The following is a 21,616-nucleotide window of genomic DNA, read 5'->3' as shown; positions in this document are numbered from 1 at the left end:
TTTTTTAACATTTATAACAAAACGCAATCGAAAAGTTAAAATAAAAAAGCGCTCTAAAGAGCGCTTTTTTATTCGGTTGTAACATTTAGCATCTGCCAAAGTTTATCTTTCAATTCGGTAAGTCCTTGTTGGGCGACCGAAGAAATAAACATATATGGAATTCCTTTAAATTCTTTATCCAATTGTTTTTTCATTTCCGATTTCAATTCGTCATCTAACATATCGGATTTCGAAATAACCACCAATCGGTCTTTATCCAACATTTCAGGATTATACCTTCTAAGTTCATCCAACAAAATATCGTATTCATTTTTAATATCCTTTGCATCAGCAGGCACTAAAAACAACAATGTAGAATTTCGCTCAATATGTCGTAAAAAATAATGTCCTAATCCTTTTCCTTCTGCTGCACCTTCGATAATCCCAGGAATATCGGCAATTACAAACGACTGAAAATCACGATAGGCTACAATCCCTAAATTAGGTTTTAAAGTCGTAAACGGATAATCGGCAATTTTGGGTTTTGCTGAAGTTAATACCGACAATAAGGTTGATTTTCCAGCATTCGGAAAACCTACTAAACCAACATCGGCCAACACTTTTAATTCAAGAATTACATCCAATTCTTCAGATGGCATTCCGGGTTGTGAATATCTTGGTGTTTGGTTTGTAGAACTTCTAAAATGCCAGTTCCCTAAACCACCTTTACCTCCTTTAACCAAAATCTTCTTTTCGCCATCTTCCGTGATTTCAAACAAAATTTCATTGGTTTCTTTATCACGAACTACTGTACCTAAGGGCACTTCAATGAATTTATCTTCACCATCGGCACCAGTACTCCTAGCACTACCGCCATCGCCGCCGTGACCTGCTTTAATATGACGTGCAAACTTTAGGTGAAATAAAGTCCAAAGTCCTTTATTACCCACTAAATAAACATGACCGCCACGACCACCATCACCACCATCTGGACCACCTTTTTCAATAAATTTTTCTCTATGTAAATGCGTAGAACCTTTACCTCCTTTACCGGAAGCAACATATATTTTAACGTAATCAACAAAGTTTCCTTCAGTCATTTTACCTTCCCCTTTTCATATTTAATACCAAAAATCGAAATCATAGTGTATTGCTTAAACAACCCAACTTGTATTCTCAAAATTTCAGTCTTTTTTCAGTTTCAAGTCTCTTTACAAAAGACTTAACCTCAACCTATTTTATAATTCGTCATCTTTAAGGACGCGCACTAAAACTTTGTCAATTTTAACACCATCCATATCAATCACTTCAAGCTCCATTTTATTCCAAATCAATTTTTCACCTACTTTAGGAATATAAGACAACTCGGTCATGATTAATCCGCTCACAGTTGTAACATCATAATCATTAATTAAATCATCCATATCAAAGTAAGTAAGGAAATCGTGCAGTGAATAATGTCCGTCTACCAACCAAGTTCCATCTTCACGAGCTATCAATTGAAATTCTTCATCGTAAAAATCAGATGCATCACCAACAAGCGCTTCTAAGATATCATTAAGCGTAATAATCCCTTGCACAACACCATATTCGTCAGTCACTAAAGCATAGTGCACCTTTGTTTTTTTGAAAATTTCAAGAGCTTTATATGCCGATGTATGTTCAATAAAATAAACCGGTTCTTTAGCTATTACTCTTAAATCGAAAGTTCCTTTTTTCTCGAATCCTAAAAACAAATCTTTAAGAAGTACAACTCCAATAACATTATCAAGATTTTCTTCGCATATAGGATATACAGAATGTAGTTCTTCTAAAACCTTTTGTTTGGTTTCTTCAAAACTATCTTCTAACGACAGGTACATTACCGATTTACGGTGCGTCATTAACGAATTCACTTTTCGGTCACCAATGTGAAACACACGTTCCACAATATCTTGTTCAATTTCCTGAACTTCACCAACCTCTGTTCCTTCTTTGATAATAGCTTTAATTTCTTCTTCTGTTACTTTACCGTCGGCAGTAGGTTTTATTTTAAGCACATTCAAAACAAAATCTGTAGAAGTAGTCAACAACCAGATAAATGGAGCTGTTGCCACAGATATCATTTTCATTGGAACTGCTACAGCTTTAGCAATAGTTTCAGGATAATTCAATCCAATACGTTTAGGAAGTAGTTCCCCTAAAACCAACGAAAAATAAGTTAAAATAACAACCACAATCCCAACCGCTAAACTTTGAGAATACGGCTTTAATACTTCGAATTGTTCTAAAAACAACTGAACATTATCCGTTACTTTTTCACCACTGTAGATACCCGTTAAAATACCAATTAAGGTAATTCCGATTTGTACAGTAGACAAGAATTTATTTGGCGAATTTGCCAAATCTAATGCAGTTTTTGCACTCGTGTTACCTTTTTTAGCGGCGGTTTCCAACCTATTCTTTCTTGCTGAGATGAGTGCGATTTCTGACATGGAGAAAACTCCGTTCAATAAAATCAGCAAGAATATTATGACTATTTCCAAATTTTAGAATTTATGTTATAACTTATCTATCACGTTACTTAAACGCTTGGTAATTTCAGCGATAGACCCAATACCATTTACGGCATAAAATTTATTCTGATTTTTATAATAATCCATTAAAGGAGCTGTTTTTTCATTGTATTCCTGATAACGATTACGAATTTTTTCTTCATCCTGATCATCAGCTCTTCCAGAAGTTTTTCCTCTTTCAAGGATTCGTTGTACCAAAATATCATCATTCGCTTCTAATGCAATTGTTGCAGTAACTTCCCAGTTTTTAGTTTTTAGAAAAGCATCCAAAGCATCAGCTTGTGCAATAGTTCTAGGAAAACCGTCAAATAAAAAACCTTTCGATTTTAGGTTTTTCTCCACTTCATCCTGTAACATTTTAATAGTTACACTGTCTGGAACCAGTTCTCCGTTATCAATATATCCTTTTGCTTCTCTTCCTAGAGCAGTGTCATTTTTCATGTTGTAACGAAAAATATCGCCCGTTGAAAGATGTGTTAAATTGTATTTTTCTTTTAAAAATTCTGCTTGAGTTCCTTTACCCGCGCCCGGTTTCCCGAACAAAACAATATTAATCATTTTAAAAAGTTATAGTTATAGTATGTTGTTTATGTTATTTTAACTGATACACTTCCGGCAAGTTTCTACCCAAACCATCATAATCCAATCCGAAACCTACAATAAAACGGTTTTCAATTTCGATACCAATATAATCAATTTTGATATCTTTTTTATATGCCTCAGGTTTTAAAAACAATGTGGCAAATTTTAGTTGTTTTAAGTTTTTATCGGCAAATAATTGCGCTAATTCTTCAACTGTATTTCCAGTATCTACAATATCTTCAATCACCACAACTGTTCTTCCGGTAAGATCTTGATTTAACCCTATAAGCTGTTTTACCTCGTGTGTTGTTTCGAGACCATCATACGATGCCATTTTGATAAAACTAAGTTCACATGGTTTTTTATACTGCTTCATAAAATCGGAAACTACCATGAATGCCCCATTTAAAACCCCTATAAAAACAGGCGTCTCATCACCCATGTCGTTAGCAATTTGAGTAGCCATTTTAACAATTGCCCAATCTAATTCTTCAGCAGAAATAAACGGAACAAATGTTTTATCGTGAAGTTGAATTTCCATGATTACTTATAGAATAATTGGCAAAGATAATTATTTTTAGATATGAGTTATGAATTAAACGTTATGAATTGTCAATCCAACAATTTCTAGTACTTTTAGCTGCATTAAGAAAAGTATAATGAGTTCATCATTCAGCAATCAACTTAGCACTATTAACGCCAGTACCGAAAACAGAAACCGAATGCGCGATTTTGTGCTTCAACAACCGGAACTTCTGAAAGAACTGATTGTTTTCGCCACCGACCTTAACAATAAAAATCATCATAAAGGCGTTTGGATTATCGAAATGCTAGCCGAACACAAAACCGACATATTATTCCCGTTTGTTGACAACATCTGTCATACGATTTCCAAATACAAAAACGATTCAGCCATTAGAGGTATGTCGCGTGTGGCGTATTTTTTAGGCACTTCCAACAAAATAAAACTAACCGAAAACCAACATGAAAAACTGGTAGAAATCTGTCTGGATTGGTTAATTAGAGATGAGCGAGTAGCTTGTAAAACATATGCTATGAAAACTTTGCATCATTTCGGCAAAAAAGAACCTTGGATTGCAGAGGAAGTTAAAGAAATTGTTAGCCGGGATTACCCCTATCAATCGGCAGGATATAAGGCTGCTGCCAGAGAAATTTTAACAAAAAAAAAAAAAAAAAATAACCCCATAACTTAAAATGACTACAAACATTATTCAAAATCAAACCAACTGGTTCTCTAAATTTTTTATTTCTTTTTTAGCTCTTTTTGGTTTCGGAAATTCACTTTTAACCTTCATTCCTCTAATCCCGGATACCGTTGAAAAAGAAGTCATCCCATTAGTAGTTGCAATTGTTTTTTTAGTCTTTCTGACAGCATCTATAGCATTTTCAGTGTATTGGCATAAAAAAGAAAAAACACAAACCATCGATTCTGAAAAATGCAAAGCGTGGCTAATTGCTCTTTTACGCTATTGGATTGCTTTCCAAATGACAAGTTTTGCTTTTTCGAAATTCTTTGAAGTTCAGTTTGGGATTTCCTATATTCATAAAGACACGCCGTTAAGCATGTTGTCCGGAAACGAACTGACTTGGTCCTACTTTGGCTACTCTTATCTATTGTCTTTTATAATAGGTATTATGCAACTTGGCGGTGGTGTTTTACTGTTGTTCCGACGCACACTATTGCTGGGCATCACTATACTTTTTCCGGTAATGATTAACATCCTATTAATTAACTTCTTTTACCTTAACGGAGTTGGTGCCTACATTACCGCTGTTTTAACCAATCTTGGTTTATGTTATTTGCTTTTTTTGCATAAAAACGAAATCATATCTTTCTTTAAAACTTTCAAAAACACTATCCCAACAATTGGAAATTCCACCTTAAAAACATTTGGAAAAATAATGAGTATCACCTCTGCCGCGATATTTGTAACGTATTTTAGTTTTTTTCATGTAAAAGCTCCGAAACAACTTCTAGGAAAATGGCAAGTGGCTTCAATGGTTCGCAATGGAAAAGCTGTAGACGAATTCGCTTGGATTAAAGACACTACCGCATGGAAAAATGTATATTTCGAAGAGCGAAACCAATTATTGTATTGCCCTAATCCATACGTTTATATCGACAGTGTTTCTGTTTTTATGAAATACGATTATGACCAAGAAAAAAACAGTATGAACGTAATTTCATATGACAGTGAAGTTCCCGACACTATTCCGGTTGATTTCAAGCAAATTAATGATCAGATTTCCTGGAAAATGGTACTTCACAAAGACACTATTCAGATGGAACTAAAAAAAGTTAAAATATAAAAACCTTCTCTTAACCCGACAGCAGCAAACCTGTCGGGTTAATTTTTTACTTTTTTTCAAAAACACTATCTTTGCGCCTTACACAACACATCTACAATGAATTATTTTTCTTCCGATTTCAAATTAGGAATCCTTGGCGGAGGACAATTAGGCAAAATGCTATTGGCCGAAACCCGCAAATTCGACATTCAAACTTATGTTTTAGATCCGAGCAGCGAAGCGCCTTGCCAATTTGGTGCTACAAAATTTTATCGTGGTAATTTAATGGATTTTGAAACCGTTTACCAATTCGGAAAACTGGTTGACCTTCTAACCATTGAAATCGAAAACGTAAACTTAGATGCTTTGGATGCTTTGGAAGCAGAAGGATTACGAGTGTACCCATCTCCTAAAACCCTTCGAATGATTCAAAACAAAGGGCGTCAGAAAGATTTTTATGTTGAAAACGAAATTCCTACCTCAGCCCACCAGCGTTTTGTAGATTTAAACGATTTAAAATCGGCACTAGAAAAAGAGGCTTTAGACTTTCCTTTCGTATGGAAATGTGCACAATTCGGTTATGACGGCAACGGTGTAAAAATAGTTCGTTCTACTATGGATTTGATAGACCTGCCTGAAGTGGAATGTATCGCCGAACAAATGGTCCCTTTTAAAAACGAATTAGCTGTTATTGTTTCCCGAAGCGTTTCCGGGGAAATTAAAACCTATCCGGTGGTCGAAATGGAATTTCATCCAGAAGCCAATCAGGTAGAATATGTAATTTGTCCAGCTCGTATCGATGCTAATGTTGCTAAAAAAGCACAGAACGTTGCCTTAAAAGTCTCCGAAGCTTTTAACCATATTGGTCTTTTGGCTGTGGAAATGTTTCAAACCGAAAACGATGAAATTCTGGTAAACGAAGTAGCCCCACGCCCGCACAATTCGGGACACTATAGTATAGAAGCGAGTTACACGTCGCAATTTGAACAACATATTCGCGCTATTCTGGACTTACCTTTAGGAAACACTAGCAGTAAAGTCGCCGGAATTATGGTAAATTTGGTAGGAGAAGAAGGTTTTTCCGGACCGGTAATTTATGAGAATATTGAAAAAATAATGGCAATTGACGGGGTAACACCACACATTTACGGAAAAAGAGAAACCCGTCCGTTTCGAAAAATGGGCCACGTTACCATTGTCAACGAAAACATGGCAGAAGCCAGAAGAATTGCAGAAGAAGTTAAAAACAGCATTAGAGTAATAAGTTAAAAGTTATTATAAATGATGAATTATAAATTTTGAATGAAAAAGTAAAATCATTTATAATTTATAATTTACAATTCAAAATAGAACCATGAGTAAAGTAGCCATCGTAATGGGAAGTGTTTCTGATATGCCAGTCATGCAAGAAGCGATAGACATCTTAAAAAATTTCGGAATTGAAACCGAAGTAGACATTGTTTCTGCACATAGAACACCAGAAAAACTGTTCGATTTCAGTAAAAATGCCCACAACAGAGGAATAACCGTAATTATTGCGGGAGCTGGTGGCGCTGCACATTTACCTGGTATGGTCGCTTCTATGAGTCCACTACCGGTAATAGGAGTTCCGGTAAAATCAAGCAATTCTATTGACGGATGGGATTCGGTACTTTCAATTTTACAGATGCCTGGTGGTGTTCCCGTAGCAACTGTAGCATTAAACGGAGCCAAAAATGCAGGAATTTTAGCTGCTCAAATTATTGGCAGTCATGATAAGACTGTTTTAGATAAAATGATCGACTATAAAGAAGGATTAAAACAAGCCGTTCTGAATGCATCAGAAAACTTAAAGAAATAAAAAAAGAAAAAGCGCTTTGTGGCTAGCGCTTTTTCGGGGTCCACAAAACTAATGGGTTACTATTAGTTAAATGTGTATTGTAAATGTTATTTGGGTCAAAAAGGCGACTAAGTAAATTGATTTTCACAAACTTACTCGTCAAAAATATATTTTTTACCGATAAACTACAAATAAAAATGAATATTTTAACAAAAAAATTCACCACGAAATACGACACTGCGCCATTTTCTTCAATAAAGATTGAGGATTACGCGCCATCTATTGCAGAAGGAATTGCAAAAACTAAAATGGAAATTAACGCTATTGTTTCCAATACTGAAGCTCCAAACTACTCAAATACCATTGAAGCTTTAGAATTTTCCGGACAAACTTTAGATCGAATTACCAGCATTTTTTTCAATTTAAATTCGGCTGAAACCAGTGACGAAATGCAAAAAATTGCTCAAGAAGTATCGCCATTGTTAACCGAATTGAGCAACGACATAACCTTAAATCAAGAGCTATTCGAAAGAATAAAAACTGTTTACAATCAAAAGGATTCACTAAACCTAACTACGGAACAAGCCACACTCTTAGACAAAAAATACAAAGGTTTTACCCGAAATGGCGCGCTATTGTCTGATGACAAAAAAGCTCGACTACGTGAAATCGATACGGAATTAGCTAAGCTAAAATTAACTTTTGGTGAAAATGTGTTAGCCGAAACCAATGCTTATCAGCTTCACATCACCAATGAAGCAGACTTAAAAGGCTTACCCGAAGGAGCAATTGAAGCCGCACATGCATTAGCCAAGAGCAACAACAAAGAAGGATGGATTTTTACATTAGATTTTCCTAGCTATCAACCTTTTGTAACCTATGCAGACAATCGTGAATTACGAAAAGAATTAGCGATTGCCTATGGTAAAAAAGCGTTTCAATCCAACCAATACGACAACCAAAACAATGTTATTCGCATTGCAAATTTAAGACACGAAAGAGCCAATTTGTTAGGCTATAAAACCCACGCCGACTTTGTTTTGGAAGAACGCATGGCACAAACTCCTGAAAAAGTAAAATCGTTTTTAAACGACTTACTAACCAAAGCCAAACCGGCAGCTCAAAGAGAATTTTCACAGTTATCAAGTTTCGCAGAGAAATTAAACGGTATTACTGAGTTGGAAAAATGGGACGGCCCATACTATTCTGAAAAACTACGTCAAGAATTATTCAATTTGGACGATGAAAAACTAAAACCTTATTTCAAACTACAAAACGTTCAGAATGGTGCATTTGAAGTTGCTAAAAAGCTATACGGATTAACGTTTACCGAAGTTTTCGATATCGACAAATACCATGAAGATGTTCACACTTTCGAAGTTACTGACGAAAAAGGAGAATTGGTTGCTATTTTTTACTCCGATTTCTTTCCAAGAAAAGGAAAACGCAACGGAGCCTGGATGACTTCTTTCAAACCACAATATAAAAAAGACGGCATAAACGAAAGACCACATGTGTCTATCGTTTGTAATTTCACTAAACCAACCGCAACAAAACCTTCATTATTAACTTTCAATGAAGTAACAACTTTATTCCATGAGTTTGGGCATGCATTGCACGGTATGCTAGCCAACACGACCTACCCTAGTTTATCAGGAACATCGGTATATTGGGATTTTGTGGAATTACCAAGTCAAGTAATGGAAAACTGGTGTTACGAAGCCGAAGCCTTGGCTTTATTTGCACATCATTATGAGACCGGAGAAATAATCCCTCAAGAATATGTAGAAAAAATAAAAGAAAGTGCAAGTTTCCTAGAAGGCATGGCTACATTACGTCAATTGAGTTTCGGACTTTTAGATATGGATTTCCACGGTTTCGACCCGAGCGGGATTACCAACGTTAAGGAGTTTGAGAAAAAGTCGATGGAAAACACAGCTTTATATCCGGATGTTGCCGAAAACTGCATGAGTGTTTCTTTCTCGCACATTTTCCAAGGCGGATACTCTTCGGGATATTACAGTTATAAATGGGCTGAAGTTCTCGACGCAGATGCTTTTGCCTATTTTCAGGAAAAAGGAATTTTCAATAAAGAAGTGGCAACTCAATTTAAAGACAATGTACTTTCGCAAGGAGGAACTGATCAACCAATGACCTTATACAAAAAATTTAGAGGTCAAGAGCCACAACCAGAAGCACTGTTAAAACGAGCAGGATTGATTTAAAGAGAAGTAGACTTTCATAGTCGATTAGACTTCTTAGATTTTAAAAAGAAACCGAAGTAAAATTATCACTTCGGTTTCTTTTTAAAATAAAGTTTCATTTTTTTTTGAAACTTTAAAAAGTTTATATATCTTTGGGGTATAACAATGAGCATTGTAATGCGATTTGCATTTGACCCAAAAAAACAATATAAGCTGCAAATGGAATTCAAAGAAGCTAAAAATAAATTCGTTCAAACCTGGGGTGCTTTAGGCTCGCAATGGGGCATCAACAAAACAATGGCACAAATACATGCTTTGTTAATGGTGTCTAACGAACCGGTTTCTATGGAAGACATAATGGAAGAGCTTCAAATTTCACGAGGTAATGCCAGCATGAATTTAAGGGCTTTAATGGATTGGGGCATCGTATACAAAGAATTCAAAGCCGGAGAGCGACGTGAATTTTTTACTGCTGAAAAGGATTTAGATGAATTGGCCGTAAAAATATCCCGCGAACGAAGCAAAAGAGAAATAAAACCCGCATTGAAAGTTCTAAAAGAAGTTTCTTCAATTGATGCAAATACTTCAGAAGAAGAAAAACATTTTGTAGAACAAACTCAAAAATTATACGATTTTGTCTTAAAAGCGGATAATGTTTTGGATAAAATCACGGAATACAAAGACAATTGGCTGGCTCAGTTGCTGGTAAAATTTATGAAGTAGCCCTTCATATATTTTTTAATCAAAACTTTCATTTTTTTCTGAAAGTTTAATAAATATAAATAGTATGAAAATCGTAATTTACTTAAATCTTTTCGCCATTGGTTTACCAATTACTTTAGGGTTATTGGGATTCATCGATAGAGACTTTTATTTTCAGGCTTTAATTTCGACAGCATTCACTGGATTTATTCAAATACTAATTGGCTTTGGGATGTTCATTCAAAATCCTAAAAACAAGTACATTCATATATATCTAATGGGTGTCATCCTGTATTTCTCAATTCTATCATTTAACATCGATTACCTGAATCCCTTAATAATAGAAATCATAAAATATACAATTCCACCAATACTTGCATTATACCTTACTGTACTAATTCACAAAACTAAAGCCTAGAACCATGACATTTTTAACAGCACGCTGGAAAAACCTGATTATGGCAAACTACATAATCAATCCTGAATATCTTAAAAAATACCTACCCGCAGGAACTGAATTAGACTTATGGAATGGAAACTGTTATGTGAGTATAGTTGGTTTTCTTTTCAACGACACCAAAGTTTTAGGTATAAGGATTCCAAAACACATCAATTTTGAAGAAGTAAATCTGCGATTCTATGTTAAACGTTTCGAAAATGGAAACTGGAAACGAGGTGTGGTTTTCATCAAAGAAATAGTTCCGAAAAGCGCAATCACATTCGTAGCCAATACTTTTTACAAAGAAAATTATGAAACGCAATTGATGGCACACAAAAACAATTTGCATTCTGAAATTCTAAACGTTGCCTATCAATGGAAAAATCAGGAAAATACAAATTCCATTGAAGTAAATGCATTTGACTTCATCACAGATATTGACATTGAAAGTGAAGCAGAATTTATCATGGAGCATTACTACGGATATACCAAATTTAACGAAAATACCACCTATGAATACGAGGTACAGCATCCAAAATGGAAACAGTATTTTGTCAAAAATCATAACATTAAGATTGATTTTACAAAGGCATACGGAAATGACTTTTCATTCATGAATGCATTACAACCAGCTTCAGTATTTCTAGCAGAAGGCTCTGAAATTACCGTAAAAAACAAACGAAAACTAAAATTATGAATTACAACATCATTGGATATTTTATTTTTCTCTTCATCATCGCTTTCATCATTATCAAAGTAGGAAAGATTTGTTATGACAACGGAAATAAATTTGTAGCAGAGCTACTTCCTGGAAATACCGAATTATGCCTGCAGATAAATAGAATATTACTAGTTGCATACTATCTGGTAAATATAGGGTACAGCGCAATGACGCTTATTCAGTGGAAAAAAATAAATTCTCCGGAAATATTGGTGGAAACCATTGCCATAAAAACCGCCATCATTGTTTGCTTATTGGCAGCCCTTCATTACCTCAACATTTTTATAATAACCAATTACATTCAGAAAATAATTAAACATTAAATATCATAATTATGGAAACTTCAAAAATTCTTATCGCGTATGCTATTTATTTACCAGTCGCTTTATTTTTAACATATTATGTTTCTAAAACTTTATTTAAAAACGGAAAAATTTACATGCTAGACATTTTTAACGGTCGGGAAGAAATCGCTTTGGCCACCAACAAACTTTTTGAAACCGGCTTTTATCTAATGAATATTGGTTTTGCCTTAATAATTCTGAAAATGAACATTTACGACAACACCTATCAAAGTATGATTGAAGAATTGAGCTATCAAATTGGCGGATTTGCAATGTATCTTGGTGTGATGCTTTTCTTTAACTTGTACTTGTTTTTCAGAGGAAAACGTAAAGCAAGAGAAAATCAGGCCACTAAAAACTTCGTTGTAAACGCTTAATTAGATGAATAACCATCACGACTGTTAGGAAAACCATGACAGTCGTGTTTAATTTTATATCTTATGAAATATATTCTCAAAGTCTGGTTTTTCACAGTATTAATGGCACCACTTCTTTTGTTAACATTAGGAATTATGACATACTCACCAAAATTGAATGAGATTTGGGAATCGTGGCCAATACTTCTATGTATGATTGCTTACGGACTGGTTTTATCAGCCCCTGCAATGGTGCTATTTTGGCTACTCCATAGAAAACTTATTAAAACTCAAAAGACGAATAGCACCAAACTGATTTTAAGTAGTTATGCTTTTGCTTCGGTTTGGATCACCTTTTATATTTTTGACAGTTCATTTTTGGAAGATGGCTTTCCTCAATTATCCTGGGTTTTAATTTATTCTTTAACAATAACAGCAGCTGTTTGGTTGTTCCGATTGCACAAAATATAGACTATAAAAAACAACATTCCCAATGACAACTCTCAACCTAATCACTAAAATAAACGCCGATAAACAAACCGTTTTCGATTTAAGTCGGAATATCGATTTGCATCAAACTTCGATGAAACAGTCTAATGAAAAAGCAGTGGCCGGAAAAACATCCGGACTAATTGAATTGGATGAAACAGTCACTTTTAGCGGAAAACATTTTGGATTCACACTCACGCATCAAAGCAAGATTACTGAAATGGAACTTTATGATTTTTTTACGGATGAGATGATTCATGGTGCTTTCAAATCCTTTCATCATAAACATCTATTCGGCGAAGAAAACGGTAAAACAATTATGATAGACGAATTGCATTATGAAGTTCCTTTGGGATTTTTGGGAGCCATTTTCAATCGATTGTATCTTAAAAAATACATGGGGTATTTACTTGAAAAAAGGAATGCATTTATAAAGAAATCAGCCGAAAATCAACACTAAAATCCACCAAAAAACCGGAATGCTTTCCACCCAAAAATAGGTGTAATATTCCGAACGCTTCGGACTGGCAAAAATGGTAAACAATGCAATTACAACTATCAAGACCAGATTAATCCAAAGCTGAACGATTTGAAAATCGGATTTTAAAAACTCCAACCCATAAAATGGAAGCAACAAAAACAAATTGAGCATTTTCGTTTTCCGAATTCCTAATTGCTGCGGAACCGTTTGCAACGACAAATCATCTTCTTTTAAATCGATTATTTCAAAAATCAGAATTAAAATTATCACGAGTAAAAAACGCTGACAAAACTTCAACCAAACATCGTGTGAAAGCGGTAATCCCGCATTAACAATAGGAAGAAAAAGCGTTATCCCTGCCCAACAGAAAGCTACAATATAAATTTTCATTCCTGCCCAATTACGAGCATTACCAATTTTAGGAAAAACAGGTAACGTATACAACATGGTTAATCCTAAAAAAGCAACAGCAACCAATTGCGTTTGACGTTCCAACCTAAAAAAACAATACGCTGCTGCTAAAAACGACAGAAAACTCAAAGCGACTATAGCTTTGCGTTCGTTATTCATTTTAAGCTTTTTAGCACGCACCAATTCATCATATTTCACAAAATTATAACCTACTATGGTACCAAAAAAAGCAAACAAGGCCATAGGCTCATCATAGTCGATATGAAAAAAGTGAAATGTCATGCGAACTAAAGCATAAACCGCTAAAGCCACATGTATACTTCCGTGAAGATAAAAGTCGAATATGCGTTTGAGTAGTTGCATCCTTACAAAAGTACGCATTCTAAAAACAACTATCTTTTTATGTGAAAAATTCCTCCAAAAATTGGCATTAAAAAACAAGATTATTAGCCAATTAATAATTATTTTTGTTCGCTTTTTAAACACAACTTAAACTGGTTTGAGGTTCTGCCCCAAACACTTAAACAAACAGTAGAGAAAACTGATGAAAACAGATGCATTTGCTTTAAGACACATCGGTCCGAGAGAATCAGACCTTCAACACATGTTCAATACTATTGGCGTAAAGGACATGACCCAATTGCTTTACGAAACATTCCCTGACGGAATTCGTTTAAAACAAAATTTAGAGCTTGATCCTGCCATGACGGAATATGAGTATTTAACTCATGTTACCCAATTAGGCGCAAAAAATAAAGTATTCAAATCCTACATTGGTTTAGGATATCATCCAGCAATAGTTCCGCCGGTAATCCAAAGAAACATTTTCGAAAATCCGGGATGGTACACTGCTTATACGCCATATCAGGCTGAAATCGCACAAGGTCGTTTAGAGGCATTGTTAAACTTCCAGACTACAATTATCGAATTAACCGGAATGGAAATCGCAAACGCTTCCTTGTTAGATGAAGGTACGGCTGCTGCTGAAGCAATGACCTTGCTTTTTGATGTAAGAACGCGCGATCAAAAGAAAAATAACGTTAGCAAATTCTTTGTTTCTGAAGAAATTTTACCGCAAACCTTATCAATTTTACAAACCCGTTCTACGCCACTAAACATTGAATTAGTAGTAGGAAATCATGAAAACTTCGACTTTAGTTCAGATTTCTTCGGTGCTATTTTACAATATCCAGGTAAATTTGGTCAAGTTCACGACTATTCTCAATTTATTGCTAAAGCAGCTGAAAACGAAATAAAAGTAGCTGTTGCTGCCGATATTTTATCGTTAGTAAAATTAACTTCCCCGGGAGAATTAGGAGCCGCTGTTGTAGTAGGAACAACGCAACGTTTTGGTATTCCAATGGGATTTGGTGGACCTCACGCTGGGTTCTTCGCAACCAAAGAAGAATACAAACGTTCGATGCCGGGACGTATCATTGGAGTTTCTATCGATGCTAACGGAAACCGCGCTTTACGTATGGCATTAGGTACTCGTGAGCAACACATCAAACGTGAAAAAGCGACTTCCAACATCTGTACGGCTCAGGTATTGTTAGCTGTTATGGCAGGTATGTATGCCGTTTACCACGGTCCGAAAGGATTACAATACATCGCTAATAAAGTACACGCATCGGCTGTAACAACGGCTAAAGCTTTATCCATTATCGGCGTAAACCAAGTGAACTCTGCTTTCTTCGATACGATCTTAGTAAAAGCAGATGCCGCTAAAGTAAGAGCGATTGCTGAGAAAAACGAAGTAAACTTCTTTTATCCGAACAACGAAAGCGTTTCAATTTCTTTTAATGAGACCACTTCAATTTCCGATATCAACACGATTGTGGCTATTTTCGCAGAAGCGGTTGGCAAATCGGCTGTTCATGTTTCGGAATTAGCTTCAGAAAATAATATTCAGAATAATTTAGTACGAACCTCATCGTTCTTGCAACACGAGGTATTCAACAACCATCACTCTGAAAGTCAGTTGATGCGTTATATTAAAAAATTAGAGCGCAAAGATTTATCCTTAAATCACTCGATGATTTCTTTAGGTTCTTGTACCATGAAACTGAATGCGGCTGCAGAAATGCTACCACTTTCAATGCCTAACTGGAACAGCATCCACCCGTTTGCTCCAGCAGATCAAGTACAAGGTTACTTAACTATGCTTAAAAAATTAGAGCAACAGTTAAATGTAGTTACAGGCTTTAAAGGCACTTCATTACAACCTAACTCGGGAGCACAAGGAGAATATGCTGGTTTGATGGCTATCCGCGCGTACCACATCTCTCGTGGCGAAGGACACCGTAACGTATGTTTGATTCCTTCATCGGCTCACGGAACCAACCCGGCTTCAGCAGCGATGGCAGGTATGAAAATCATCGTTACAAAAACCACTCCGGAAGGAAACATCGATGTAGAAGATTTGAGAGCAAGAGCAATTGAGCACGCAGCTAATTTATCTTGTTTGATGGTAACCTACCCTTCTACGCACGGGGTTTACGAATCTTCAATTATTGAAATTACACAATTAATCCACGATAACGGCGGATTAGTATATATGGACGGTGCCAACATGAACGCACAAGTAGGATTAACCAATCCTGCTACTATTGGTGCTGATGTTTGTCACTTGAACTTACACAAAACGTTTGCTATCCCTCATGGTGGTGGTGGACCAGGAGTTGGACCAATCTGTGTGAACGAGAAATTGGTTGACTTCTTACCAACCAACCCGGTAGTAGCAACTGGCGGTAAAGACGCTATCTCTGCCATCTCTGCTGCGCCTTACGGTTCTGCTTTGGTATGTTTGATTTCTTACGGATACATTTGTATGTTAGGGGCTGAAGGCTTACGTTCGGCTACGGAGCACGCTATCTTAAACGCTAACTACATGAAAGCGCGTTTCGAAGGTCACTACCCTATTCTTTACTCAGGAGAAATGGGACGTGCAGCGCACGAAATGATCTTGGATTGTCGTGAATTCAAACAAAACGGAATTGAAGTTACCGATATCGCCAAACGTTTAATGGATTATGGTTTCCACGCACCAACCGTGTCTTTCCCGGTAGCTGGAACCTTAATGGTTGAACCAACTGAATCGGAAGATTTAGCAGAGTTAGACCGTTTCTGTGACGCCCTAATTTCTATACGAAAAGAAATTGCTGAGGCTACTGCAGATGACACCAACAACCCATTAAAAAATGCGCCGCATACTTTAGCTATGTTAACGGCAGATCAATGGAATTTCCCTTACTCAAGAGAGAAAGCGGCATATCCGTTGGAATACATCGCAGACAACAAATTTTGGCCTACTGTTCGTCGTGTAGACGATGCGTTTGGAGACCGAAATTTAGTTTGTTCTTGCGCTCCAATTGAAGCATATATTGAAAGTTAGTCATTCGCTTTTGGTAAAATAAAAAAAACCTTTCGGAAACGGAAGGTTTTTTTGTTTGAGCAATTGATTTATACTTTATATTCGGAAAGTAGCTGACCTAAAACAACTCATGCAACGAACTCTACTTCTTTCGAAAATCAGAAAATAAAAACAGATTTAATAATTTTATTGACTTTCCCATAACGTTTTCGTAAAAATAAATCAGAAATTCATTTTTTAGCTTGTTGCCTTGATAGTTTTACTACCTTAGTAACTTTGAATACTACGTCATGTCTATAAAAATAACGGGGTCAGGCAGTTACATCCCTACACAAATTGTTACCAATACTGATTTCGCAAGACATCAATTTCTCAATGAAGACGGATCAACTTATGCTGTTCCAAACGAAATAATTGCTGAAAAATTTCAAGATATTACCGGTATCGAAGAACGTCGTTATGTAGAAAACAACTTCAACACTTCGGATATTGCATTTTTTGCCGCTGAGAAAGCTATAGCAAATGCAAAAGTAGATCCTGAAACCCTAGATTATATAATCATGGCACATAATTTTGGTGATGTTCGCCACGGTGCCATTCAAAGTGATACGGTACCCAGCGTTGCCTCTCGGGTTAAAAACAAATTAAAGATTAAAAACCCTAAATGTGTTGCCTACGATGTGATGTTTGGTTGCCCTGGCTGGATTGAAGGCATGATTCAGGCACAAGCATTTATTAAAGCCGGTATGGCAAAAAAATGTTTGGTCATTGGTGCCGAAACTTTATCTCGCGTTGTCGATATGCACGACCGCGACAGTATGATTTATTCGGATGGAGCCGGTGCAACGGTTTTAGAATTAACGAATCAAGAAGGCGGATTTCTTTCGCATGAAACAGCTTCTTTTACTGAAGATGAAGCTAATTTTTTATTCTTTGGAAAATCATACAACATCGATCACGATCCAAATGTGCGTTATCTTAAAATGCACGGCCGAAAAATATATGAATTTGCGTTAACTCAGGTGCCACTAGCCATGAAAGCTTGTTTGGATGCCAGTGGACATTCGATAACCGACCTTAAAAAAATACTGATTCATCAGGCGAATGAAAAAATGGATGAAGCTATAGTACAGCGTTTCTTTAAATTGTACAAACACACGCCTCCCGAAAATGTTATGCCCATGAACATCAAAAAACTAGGCAACAGTAGTGTAGCCACCATTCCTACTTTATACGATTTGATTTTAAAAGGTGAGATTGAGAATCAGGAACTCCATACCGGTGATGTGATTTTATTTGCGTCGGTTGGAGCCGGAATGAATATTAATGCATTTGTGTATAAGGTTTAAAATCTGATAAAATTCAAAATAATAAGAGGCAGTATTCAAGTTTAAATACTGTCTTTTTTTATTGCTGAAAATCTGATGTTTTTTTACTCGGCTTTCCTCGGACTATATACGGCTTTGGTACGGCTTAAGTAGGGAGTATCTACGAGGCAAATTTCAAGCAAAGATTTTTTTTTGAAATATCACCAAATTTGGTGATTGTACAAGTTATTTTTTATAGGTAGGTTTGATAACTTTTGATTTAATTAAAAAAAGACAAGATTATAGCCCCATCAAACTAAAATTATGAAAAAAATCATTTTAGTCATAACCTTAATCTATTCTATCAATTTTTTCGGTCAAGAGAAACTCGTTTTTGATAAGCGTTTTGTTCAAAGTGAAGACAAATGGGTAGCTTTTTTACCAGATAGTACAAAAACCTATTCCTATGGCTTTATCTATATAGATGCTCAGGCTGGCCTTACTCTAAATTATGAAGGAACCTTTACCATTGATGAAAAAGGAAAATTCAATCCTAAAAAAAGAGAAACAGAAGGTTTTACGAAAGTACGACTGCAACCAAATAATGTTAAGGTGGCTTTTATTCCTGAATCTAAATTTGGGGAATTAAAAATTGCCAAAACTCCTGATTGGCTTAAAAGTTATAAGACCGGTGAAAACTCAATAGAACGACTTTACAATTGGGGCTATATGTATAATGGCTGGAATGAATGTGAAAAAGCTTTAGAATTTCTAGAAAAAGCAGACAAAATAAATCCAGATTATAAAGGATTGGGTGTTGAATTAGCGTTTTCATACAATTGCTTACAACAATATCAAAACGCCATTACTGTTTTGAAAAAAGCATTAAAAAAAGAACCTTTAGAGGCTTATACCAACAAAGAATTAATTTATGCCCAAGCCAAACTTGGCAAGCTTGATGAGGCAGAAAAAAGCTATAAATACGCTTTTAAAAACTGCCTAGATAAAACATACAATGCTGAAAACGCCTATAACATACTACATGGTTATTATCTTATAAAAGATATTAAAAAATTCAACAGCTGGTTAACAGAGACCGAATCTATTTTATCCAGTAATCCTCAAATAAAAAATATAGTTGAGCAAATGAAAATAAAACTAAGAGGTTAAATGAATATAAAGGGTAAGTTTAGATCTAAACTTACCTTTTTTATTTGCTTAAATTCATCTTTTTTCATTCGACTTTACTCGAACTATATATTTTTTCAGTGATGTTAGTTATTTTTTTGTGGAGTTTAAACAAAATCACTTAAACAACGATTTTGGCATCACCTCCTTAATCGGAATAATCTTGAAGATTGTATTCCCAAGTACAAAGATTAGGAAGGCTACAATAGGTTTGTAGCAAAGCGATATAAATGTATTGTCGAAATCCGGCAAGAAATACCCAACGATTAAAACCACTATCAAAAGTCCTAAAACATAAAGGTATTTTGTACTGAACGGATGCACACCGAACTTACGGTAATTAAAACCTATTTTAATGAGATTGTACACCGTTAAGGAAATAGAAGTGGCAATCGCAACTCCAACAATGCCCATTTTAAACACCAACAAGAAAATCAGGTTGTTCACGATGGTAAGTAGCGCCAACGCAATCGTGGTTGTATTGTTGAATTTGTAGTATTTGGAATTGGTAATAATGTAACCATTGAAACCGGTTGCCAAATCGAACAATAAGGCAAAGCCTAAAATATAGACTACCGGCAAGCCTTTGGCCAATTCACTGCCGTTTTGCATCAGGAAGAACAAATTTTCAATTCCTGAAGCGACTAACCCGAACAAAACGGCTCCCATCGTAAACAAATACAAGGACGTTTTGTGGTGTAGTTCTTTCAAATCGCCCATAGCATTATCCTCGATATATTTTGCGATAATCGGAGCCGAAATGGTATACACACCCAAAGCCGGAACAGTAATCATGCGCACTAAATTGGCCGATGTATTGTAAATGGCGAGTTGCGAAAAATCGTCGATGAATTCCCCAATCATAAAGGCATCAATATTTAGCGCTACGATAGAGCCCAAACTTCCGAAAAAAGTATAGAAAGAATACTGCATCAATTCCTTCTGAAAATTATCTTCTTTTAAAAAGGCGAAGGAAGTCTTTCCTGTAAATCGATCCAATCGCTGCACATACAAAAACATCCCGATAAGCGCCAACACAAAAAACAGTACGACAATCCAGATTGCGACAGTAGCGTCTACTTTTAAAAAGAAATACGCTCCGAACGCGAAAATCAAGCCCAGTTTCGGAAAAACGTTTTCAAAAATATTAGGAACAACGATTCGTTTTTTAATCGAAATAAAGCGCGAAAACAACTGAATGAGCGCCAAGCAGAACATCACCGGAAAAATATATTCGGCAAAAGCATAGAATTGGGTTGCCTGAAGTTGCTCACTAAAAAACGATAAAGCCCAGAACAAAACCGCAACAATCGCAAAGTTTCTAAGGATGAACCAAATGGAATATTTCAACAAATTGTGCTGGTTTTGCGACAGTTCCATTTTTGGATAAAACCGAACATTGGCATGCATAATCCCAAATGTAACCAGCGGTAAGACTAACATCGCCGTTGGCATAATGTATTGTATCTTCCCGGCAAAGTCTAAATCGTTCGGATATAAGAACACGGTTGACAGGATGCCTATCAACGTACTGAAATACCCTACGATGCTGTATTTTAAACTTTGTCTGGCAACTACGCTCATTTTAATTATTTAGCAATAAAAATAAAGTTGTTAATATAACGATTAAAATCGTTCAGGTAATCGTCTTTCTGAAACTCTCCCATTTGGTTATAATCAAACGCAACAGTTTTCAGAGATTTTCTATCGAAGTAAAACACCTCATAACCGAAATTGGTGATGAAATCGAAAATCTCATGAATAGGATAATGTGCGTGACGCAATTCGATTTCGATGATGAAAATCGGTTTAATCGTTTTCAGAATGTTTTCACAACCTTTGACAGTATCGAATTCATGCCCTTCCACATCAATTTTTACCACATCAATTTTCGACCAGTTTTTTTCTTTGGCAAATTCGTCCAAAACCACCATTTGGATTTCCACTTTTTCCACATCCTCGCCCATTGCCTCCAAAGAAGCACGCGTGTCTTGTAACCCATTTCCTTTTTTCGGGATATTCAAAACTGCCGTACCTGAAGTTGAAGAAACTGCAAACGGATAAATTTCTGCTTTAGGAAACAAAGGCTGGATATAATTCACCAGGCTTTTGTTCGGCTCAAAACCGATGACTTTACCGGTTGTAATGACTTTCTCCGCCTGATACAGATAAATTCCTTTATTGGCTCCGATATCGATAAACACCGAATCTGATTGCAAAACCTGTTGTACATACAACAACTCCGGTTCGCACTTGTAATTGCCGGTTGATAGTGATTCCAACGTTTTATAGTAACGTTTTTTGTATAACGAAGGCCAATACTGATAGGCCAATTTGATTAAGAATTTCAGCATTT

22 protein-coding genes are annotated in these 21,616 nt (G+C 35.9%); 15 read left to right on the top strand and 7 right to left on the bottom strand.

Annotated elements, in window-relative coordinates; genetic code table 11:
- Window positions 1-68: 68 nt before the first annotated feature.
- The 4 genes from obgE to ACZ1JT_RS08515 form a co-directional block, all read right to left on the bottom strand.
- Entirely contained in the window at window positions 69-1,079 is a 1,011-nt protein-coding gene (gene obgE, locus ACZ1JT_RS08530) for a GTPase ObgE (RefSeq protein WP_465093414.1), read from the bottom strand.
- Between the two features lie 138 nt (window positions 1,080-1,217).
- A complete protein-coding gene (locus ACZ1JT_RS08525) occupies window positions 1,218-2,453 on the bottom strand; it encodes a hemolysin family protein (RefSeq protein ID WP_465093413.1) in 1,236 nt (411 codons plus the stop codon).
- 66 nt (window positions 2,454-2,519) lie between these two features.
- The gene (locus tag ACZ1JT_RS08520; protein WP_465093412.1) at window positions 2,520-3,092 is read right to left on the bottom strand and encodes an adenylate kinase; all 573 of its coding nucleotides are present in this window, start codon (window positions 3,090-3,092) and stop codon (window positions 2,520-2,522) included.
- A gap of 34 nt (window positions 3,093-3,126) precedes the next feature.
- Window positions 3,127-3,657 carry a phosphoribosyltransferase gene (locus tag ACZ1JT_RS08515; RefSeq protein ID WP_465093411.1) on the bottom strand — a complete coding sequence of 177 codons (531 nt, stop codon included), beginning with the start codon at window positions 3,655-3,657 and terminating at the stop codon, window positions 3,127-3,129.
- Window positions 3,658-3,775: 118 nt separating this feature from the next.
- Between ACZ1JT_RS08515 and ACZ1JT_RS08510 the strand changes: the two genes are divergently transcribed.
- The 12 genes from ACZ1JT_RS08510 (at window position 3,776) to ACZ1JT_RS08455 (ending at window position 12,960) form a co-directional block, all read left to right on the top strand.
- Window positions 3,776-4,330, top strand: coding sequence for a hypothetical protein (locus ACZ1JT_RS08510; RefSeq protein WP_465093410.1), 555 nt, complete (start codon window positions 3,776-3,778; stop codon window positions 4,328-4,330).
- A gap of 1 nt (window position 4,331) precedes the next feature.
- Window positions 4,332-5,447: a hypothetical protein gene (locus ACZ1JT_RS08505; protein WP_465093409.1), complete on the top strand. Its 1,116-nt coding sequence runs from the start codon at window positions 4,332-4,334 to the stop codon at window positions 5,445-5,447.
- A gap of 96 nt (window positions 5,448-5,543) precedes the next feature.
- A complete protein-coding gene (locus tag ACZ1JT_RS08500; RefSeq protein WP_465093408.1) occupies window positions 5,544-6,695 on the top strand; it encodes a 5-(carboxyamino)imidazole ribonucleotide synthase in 1,152 nt (383 codons plus the stop codon).
- Between the two features lie 85 nt (window positions 6,696-6,780).
- Window positions 6,781-7,266 carry a 5-(carboxyamino)imidazole ribonucleotide mutase gene (gene purE, locus ACZ1JT_RS08495; RefSeq protein ID WP_465093407.1) on the top strand — a complete coding sequence of 162 codons (486 nt, stop codon included), beginning with the start codon at window positions 6,781-6,783 and terminating at the stop codon, window positions 7,264-7,266.
- Between the two features lie 176 nt (window positions 7,267-7,442).
- Complete coding sequence (locus ACZ1JT_RS08490; protein WP_465093406.1) at window positions 7,443-9,470, top strand: M3 family metallopeptidase; 2,028 nt, start codon at window positions 7,443-7,445, stop codon at window positions 9,468-9,470.
- A 198-nt stretch (window positions 9,471-9,668) separates the two neighbouring features.
- Window positions 9,669-10,172 carry a GbsR/MarR family transcriptional regulator gene (locus ACZ1JT_RS08485; protein ID WP_465093405.1) on the top strand — a complete coding sequence of 168 codons (504 nt, stop codon included), beginning with the start codon at window positions 9,669-9,671 and terminating at the stop codon, window positions 10,170-10,172.
- A gap of 64 nt (window positions 10,173-10,236) precedes the next feature.
- Window positions 10,237-10,569 carry a hypothetical protein gene (locus ACZ1JT_RS08480; protein ID WP_465093404.1) on the top strand — a complete coding sequence of 111 codons (333 nt, stop codon included), beginning with the start codon at window positions 10,237-10,239 and terminating at the stop codon, window positions 10,567-10,569.
- 4 nt (window positions 10,570-10,573) lie between these two features.
- Window positions 10,574-11,287 carry a YqjF family protein gene (locus ACZ1JT_RS08475; protein ID WP_465093403.1) on the top strand — a complete coding sequence of 238 codons (714 nt, stop codon included), beginning with the start codon at window positions 10,574-10,576 and terminating at the stop codon, window positions 11,285-11,287.
- Window positions 11,284-11,634 carry a hypothetical protein gene (locus ACZ1JT_RS08470; RefSeq protein WP_465093402.1) on the top strand — a complete coding sequence of 117 codons (351 nt, stop codon included), beginning with the start codon at window positions 11,284-11,286 and terminating at the stop codon, window positions 11,632-11,634. Before ACZ1JT_RS08475 ends, ACZ1JT_RS08470 begins: the two co-directional genes overlap by 4 nt.
- An 11-nt stretch (window positions 11,635-11,645) precedes the next feature.
- Window positions 11,646-12,032: a hypothetical protein gene (locus tag ACZ1JT_RS08465; RefSeq protein WP_465093401.1), complete on the top strand. Its 387-nt coding sequence runs from the start codon at window positions 11,646-11,648 to the stop codon at window positions 12,030-12,032.
- Window positions 12,033-12,095: 63 nt separating this feature from the next.
- Window positions 12,096-12,482 carry a hypothetical protein gene (locus ACZ1JT_RS08460; protein ID WP_465093400.1) on the top strand — a complete coding sequence of 129 codons (387 nt, stop codon included), beginning with the start codon at window positions 12,096-12,098 and terminating at the stop codon, window positions 12,480-12,482.
- A 22-nt stretch (window positions 12,483-12,504) separates the two neighbouring features.
- Entirely contained in the window at window positions 12,505-12,960 is a 456-nt protein-coding gene (locus ACZ1JT_RS08455) for an SRPBCC family protein (RefSeq protein WP_465093399.1), read from the top strand.
- Here ACZ1JT_RS08455 and ACZ1JT_RS08450 read toward each other — a convergent pair.
- Entirely contained in the window at window positions 12,940-13,773 is an 834-nt protein-coding gene (locus ACZ1JT_RS08450) for a UbiA prenyltransferase family protein (protein ID WP_465093398.1), read from the bottom strand. The genes ACZ1JT_RS08455 and ACZ1JT_RS08450 overlap by 21 nt on opposite strands.
- Window positions 13,774-13,936: 163 nt before the next feature.
- Here ACZ1JT_RS08450 and gcvP point away from each other — a divergent pair, with 163 nt between their 5' ends.
- From gcvP to ACZ1JT_RS08435, 3 genes are all read left to right on the top strand, one after another.
- A complete protein-coding gene (gene gcvP, locus ACZ1JT_RS08445) occupies window positions 13,937-16,786 on the top strand; it encodes an aminomethyl-transferring glycine dehydrogenase (RefSeq protein ID WP_465093397.1) in 2,850 nt (949 codons plus the stop codon).
- Between the two features lie 269 nt (window positions 16,787-17,055).
- Window positions 17,056-18,114, top strand: a complete 1,059-nt coding sequence (locus tag ACZ1JT_RS08440) for a 3-oxoacyl-ACP synthase III family protein (RefSeq protein WP_465093396.1) — start codon at window positions 17,056-17,058, stop codon at window positions 18,112-18,114.
- Between the two features lie 282 nt (window positions 18,115-18,396).
- Window positions 18,397-19,242: a hypothetical protein gene (locus ACZ1JT_RS08435; RefSeq protein ID WP_465093395.1), complete on the top strand. Its 846-nt coding sequence runs from the start codon at window positions 18,397-18,399 to the stop codon at window positions 19,240-19,242.
- Between the two features lie 135 nt (window positions 19,243-19,377).
- Here the strand turns inward: ACZ1JT_RS08435 and ACZ1JT_RS08430 are convergent, their stop codons facing one another.
- The gene (locus ACZ1JT_RS08430; RefSeq protein WP_465093394.1) at window positions 19,378-20,844 is read right to left on the bottom strand and encodes a lipopolysaccharide biosynthesis protein; all 1,467 of its coding nucleotides are present in this window, start codon (window positions 20,842-20,844) and stop codon (window positions 19,378-19,380) included.
- A 5-nt stretch (window positions 20,845-20,849) separates the two neighbouring features.
- Entirely contained in the window at window positions 20,850-21,614 is a 765-nt protein-coding gene (locus tag ACZ1JT_RS08425; RefSeq protein WP_465093393.1) for an FkbM family methyltransferase, read from the bottom strand.
- Window positions 21,615-21,616 lie beyond the last annotated feature (2 nt).

The organism is Flavobacterium sp. IC2-16 (assembly GCF_055521455.1).
This window is presented reverse-complemented; position numbering and strand designations above follow the sequence as displayed.

Bases quoted from the DNA above. Each gene is read 5' to 3' on its own strand.
- ACZ1JT_RS08485 (WP_465093405.1), top strand. From the start codon at position 9,669: ATGGAATTCAAAGAAGCTAAAAATAAATTCGTTCAAACCTGGGGTGCT.
- ACZ1JT_RS08450 (WP_465093398.1), bottom strand. From the start codon at position 13,773: ATGCGTACTTTTGTAAGGATGCAACTACTCAAACGCATATTCGACTTT.
- obgE (WP_465093414.1), bottom strand. From the start codon at position 1,079: ATGACTGAAGGAAACTTTGTTGATTACGTTAAAATATATGTTGCTTCC.
- ACZ1JT_RS08475 (WP_465093403.1), top strand. From the start codon at position 10,574: ATGACATTTTTAACAGCACGCTGGAAAAACCTGATTATGGCAAACTAC.
- ACZ1JT_RS08490 (WP_465093406.1), top strand. From the start codon at position 7,443: ATGAATATTTTAACAAAAAAATTCACCACGAAATACGACACTGCGCCA.
- ACZ1JT_RS08425 (WP_465093393.1), bottom strand. From the start codon at position 21,614: ATGCTGAAATTCTTAATCAAATTGGCCTATCAGTATTGGCCTTCGTTA.
- ACZ1JT_RS08460 (WP_465093400.1), top strand. From the start codon at position 12,096: ATGAAATATATTCTCAAAGTCTGGTTTTTCACAGTATTAATGGCACCA.
- ACZ1JT_RS08500 (WP_465093408.1), top strand. From the start codon at position 5,544: ATGAATTATTTTTCTTCCGATTTCAAATTAGGAATCCTTGGCGGAGGA.
- ACZ1JT_RS08465 (WP_465093401.1), top strand. From the start codon at position 11,646: ATGGAAACTTCAAAAATTCTTATCGCGTATGCTATTTATTTACCAGTC.
- ACZ1JT_RS08515 (WP_465093411.1), bottom strand. From the start codon at position 3,657: ATGGAAATTCAACTTCACGATAAAACATTTGTTCCGTTTATTTCTGCT.
- purE (WP_465093407.1), top strand. From the start codon at position 6,781: ATGAGTAAAGTAGCCATCGTAATGGGAAGTGTTTCTGATATGCCAGTC.
- ACZ1JT_RS08505 (WP_465093409.1), top strand. From the start codon at position 4,332: ATGACTACAAACATTATTCAAAATCAAACCAACTGGTTCTCTAAATTT.
- ACZ1JT_RS08470 (WP_465093402.1), top strand. From the start codon at position 11,284: ATGAATTACAACATCATTGGATATTTTATTTTTCTCTTCATCATCGCT.
- ACZ1JT_RS08520 (WP_465093412.1), bottom strand. From the start codon at position 3,092: ATGATTAATATTGTTTTGTTCGGGAAACCGGGCGCGGGTAAAGGAACT.
- gcvP (WP_465093397.1), top strand. From the start codon at position 13,937: ATGAAAACAGATGCATTTGCTTTAAGACACATCGGTCCGAGAGAATCA.
- ACZ1JT_RS08510 (WP_465093410.1), top strand. From the start codon at position 3,776: ATGAGTTCATCATTCAGCAATCAACTTAGCACTATTAACGCCAGTACC.
- ACZ1JT_RS08440 (WP_465093396.1), top strand. From the start codon at position 17,056: ATGTCTATAAAAATAACGGGGTCAGGCAGTTACATCCCTACACAAATT.
- ACZ1JT_RS08455 (WP_465093399.1), top strand. From the start codon at position 12,505: ATGACAACTCTCAACCTAATCACTAAAATAAACGCCGATAAACAAACC.
- ACZ1JT_RS08435 (WP_465093395.1), top strand. From the start codon at position 18,397: ATGAAAAAAATCATTTTAGTCATAACCTTAATCTATTCTATCAATTTT.
- ACZ1JT_RS08430 (WP_465093394.1), bottom strand. From the start codon at position 20,844: ATGAGCGTAGTTGCCAGACAAAGTTTAAAATACAGCATCGTAGGGTAT.
- ACZ1JT_RS08525 (WP_465093413.1), bottom strand. From the start codon at position 2,453: ATGTCAGAAATCGCACTCATCTCAGCAAGAAAGAATAGGTTGGAAACC.
- ACZ1JT_RS08480 (WP_465093404.1), top strand. From the start codon at position 10,237: ATGAAAATCGTAATTTACTTAAATCTTTTCGCCATTGGTTTACCAATT.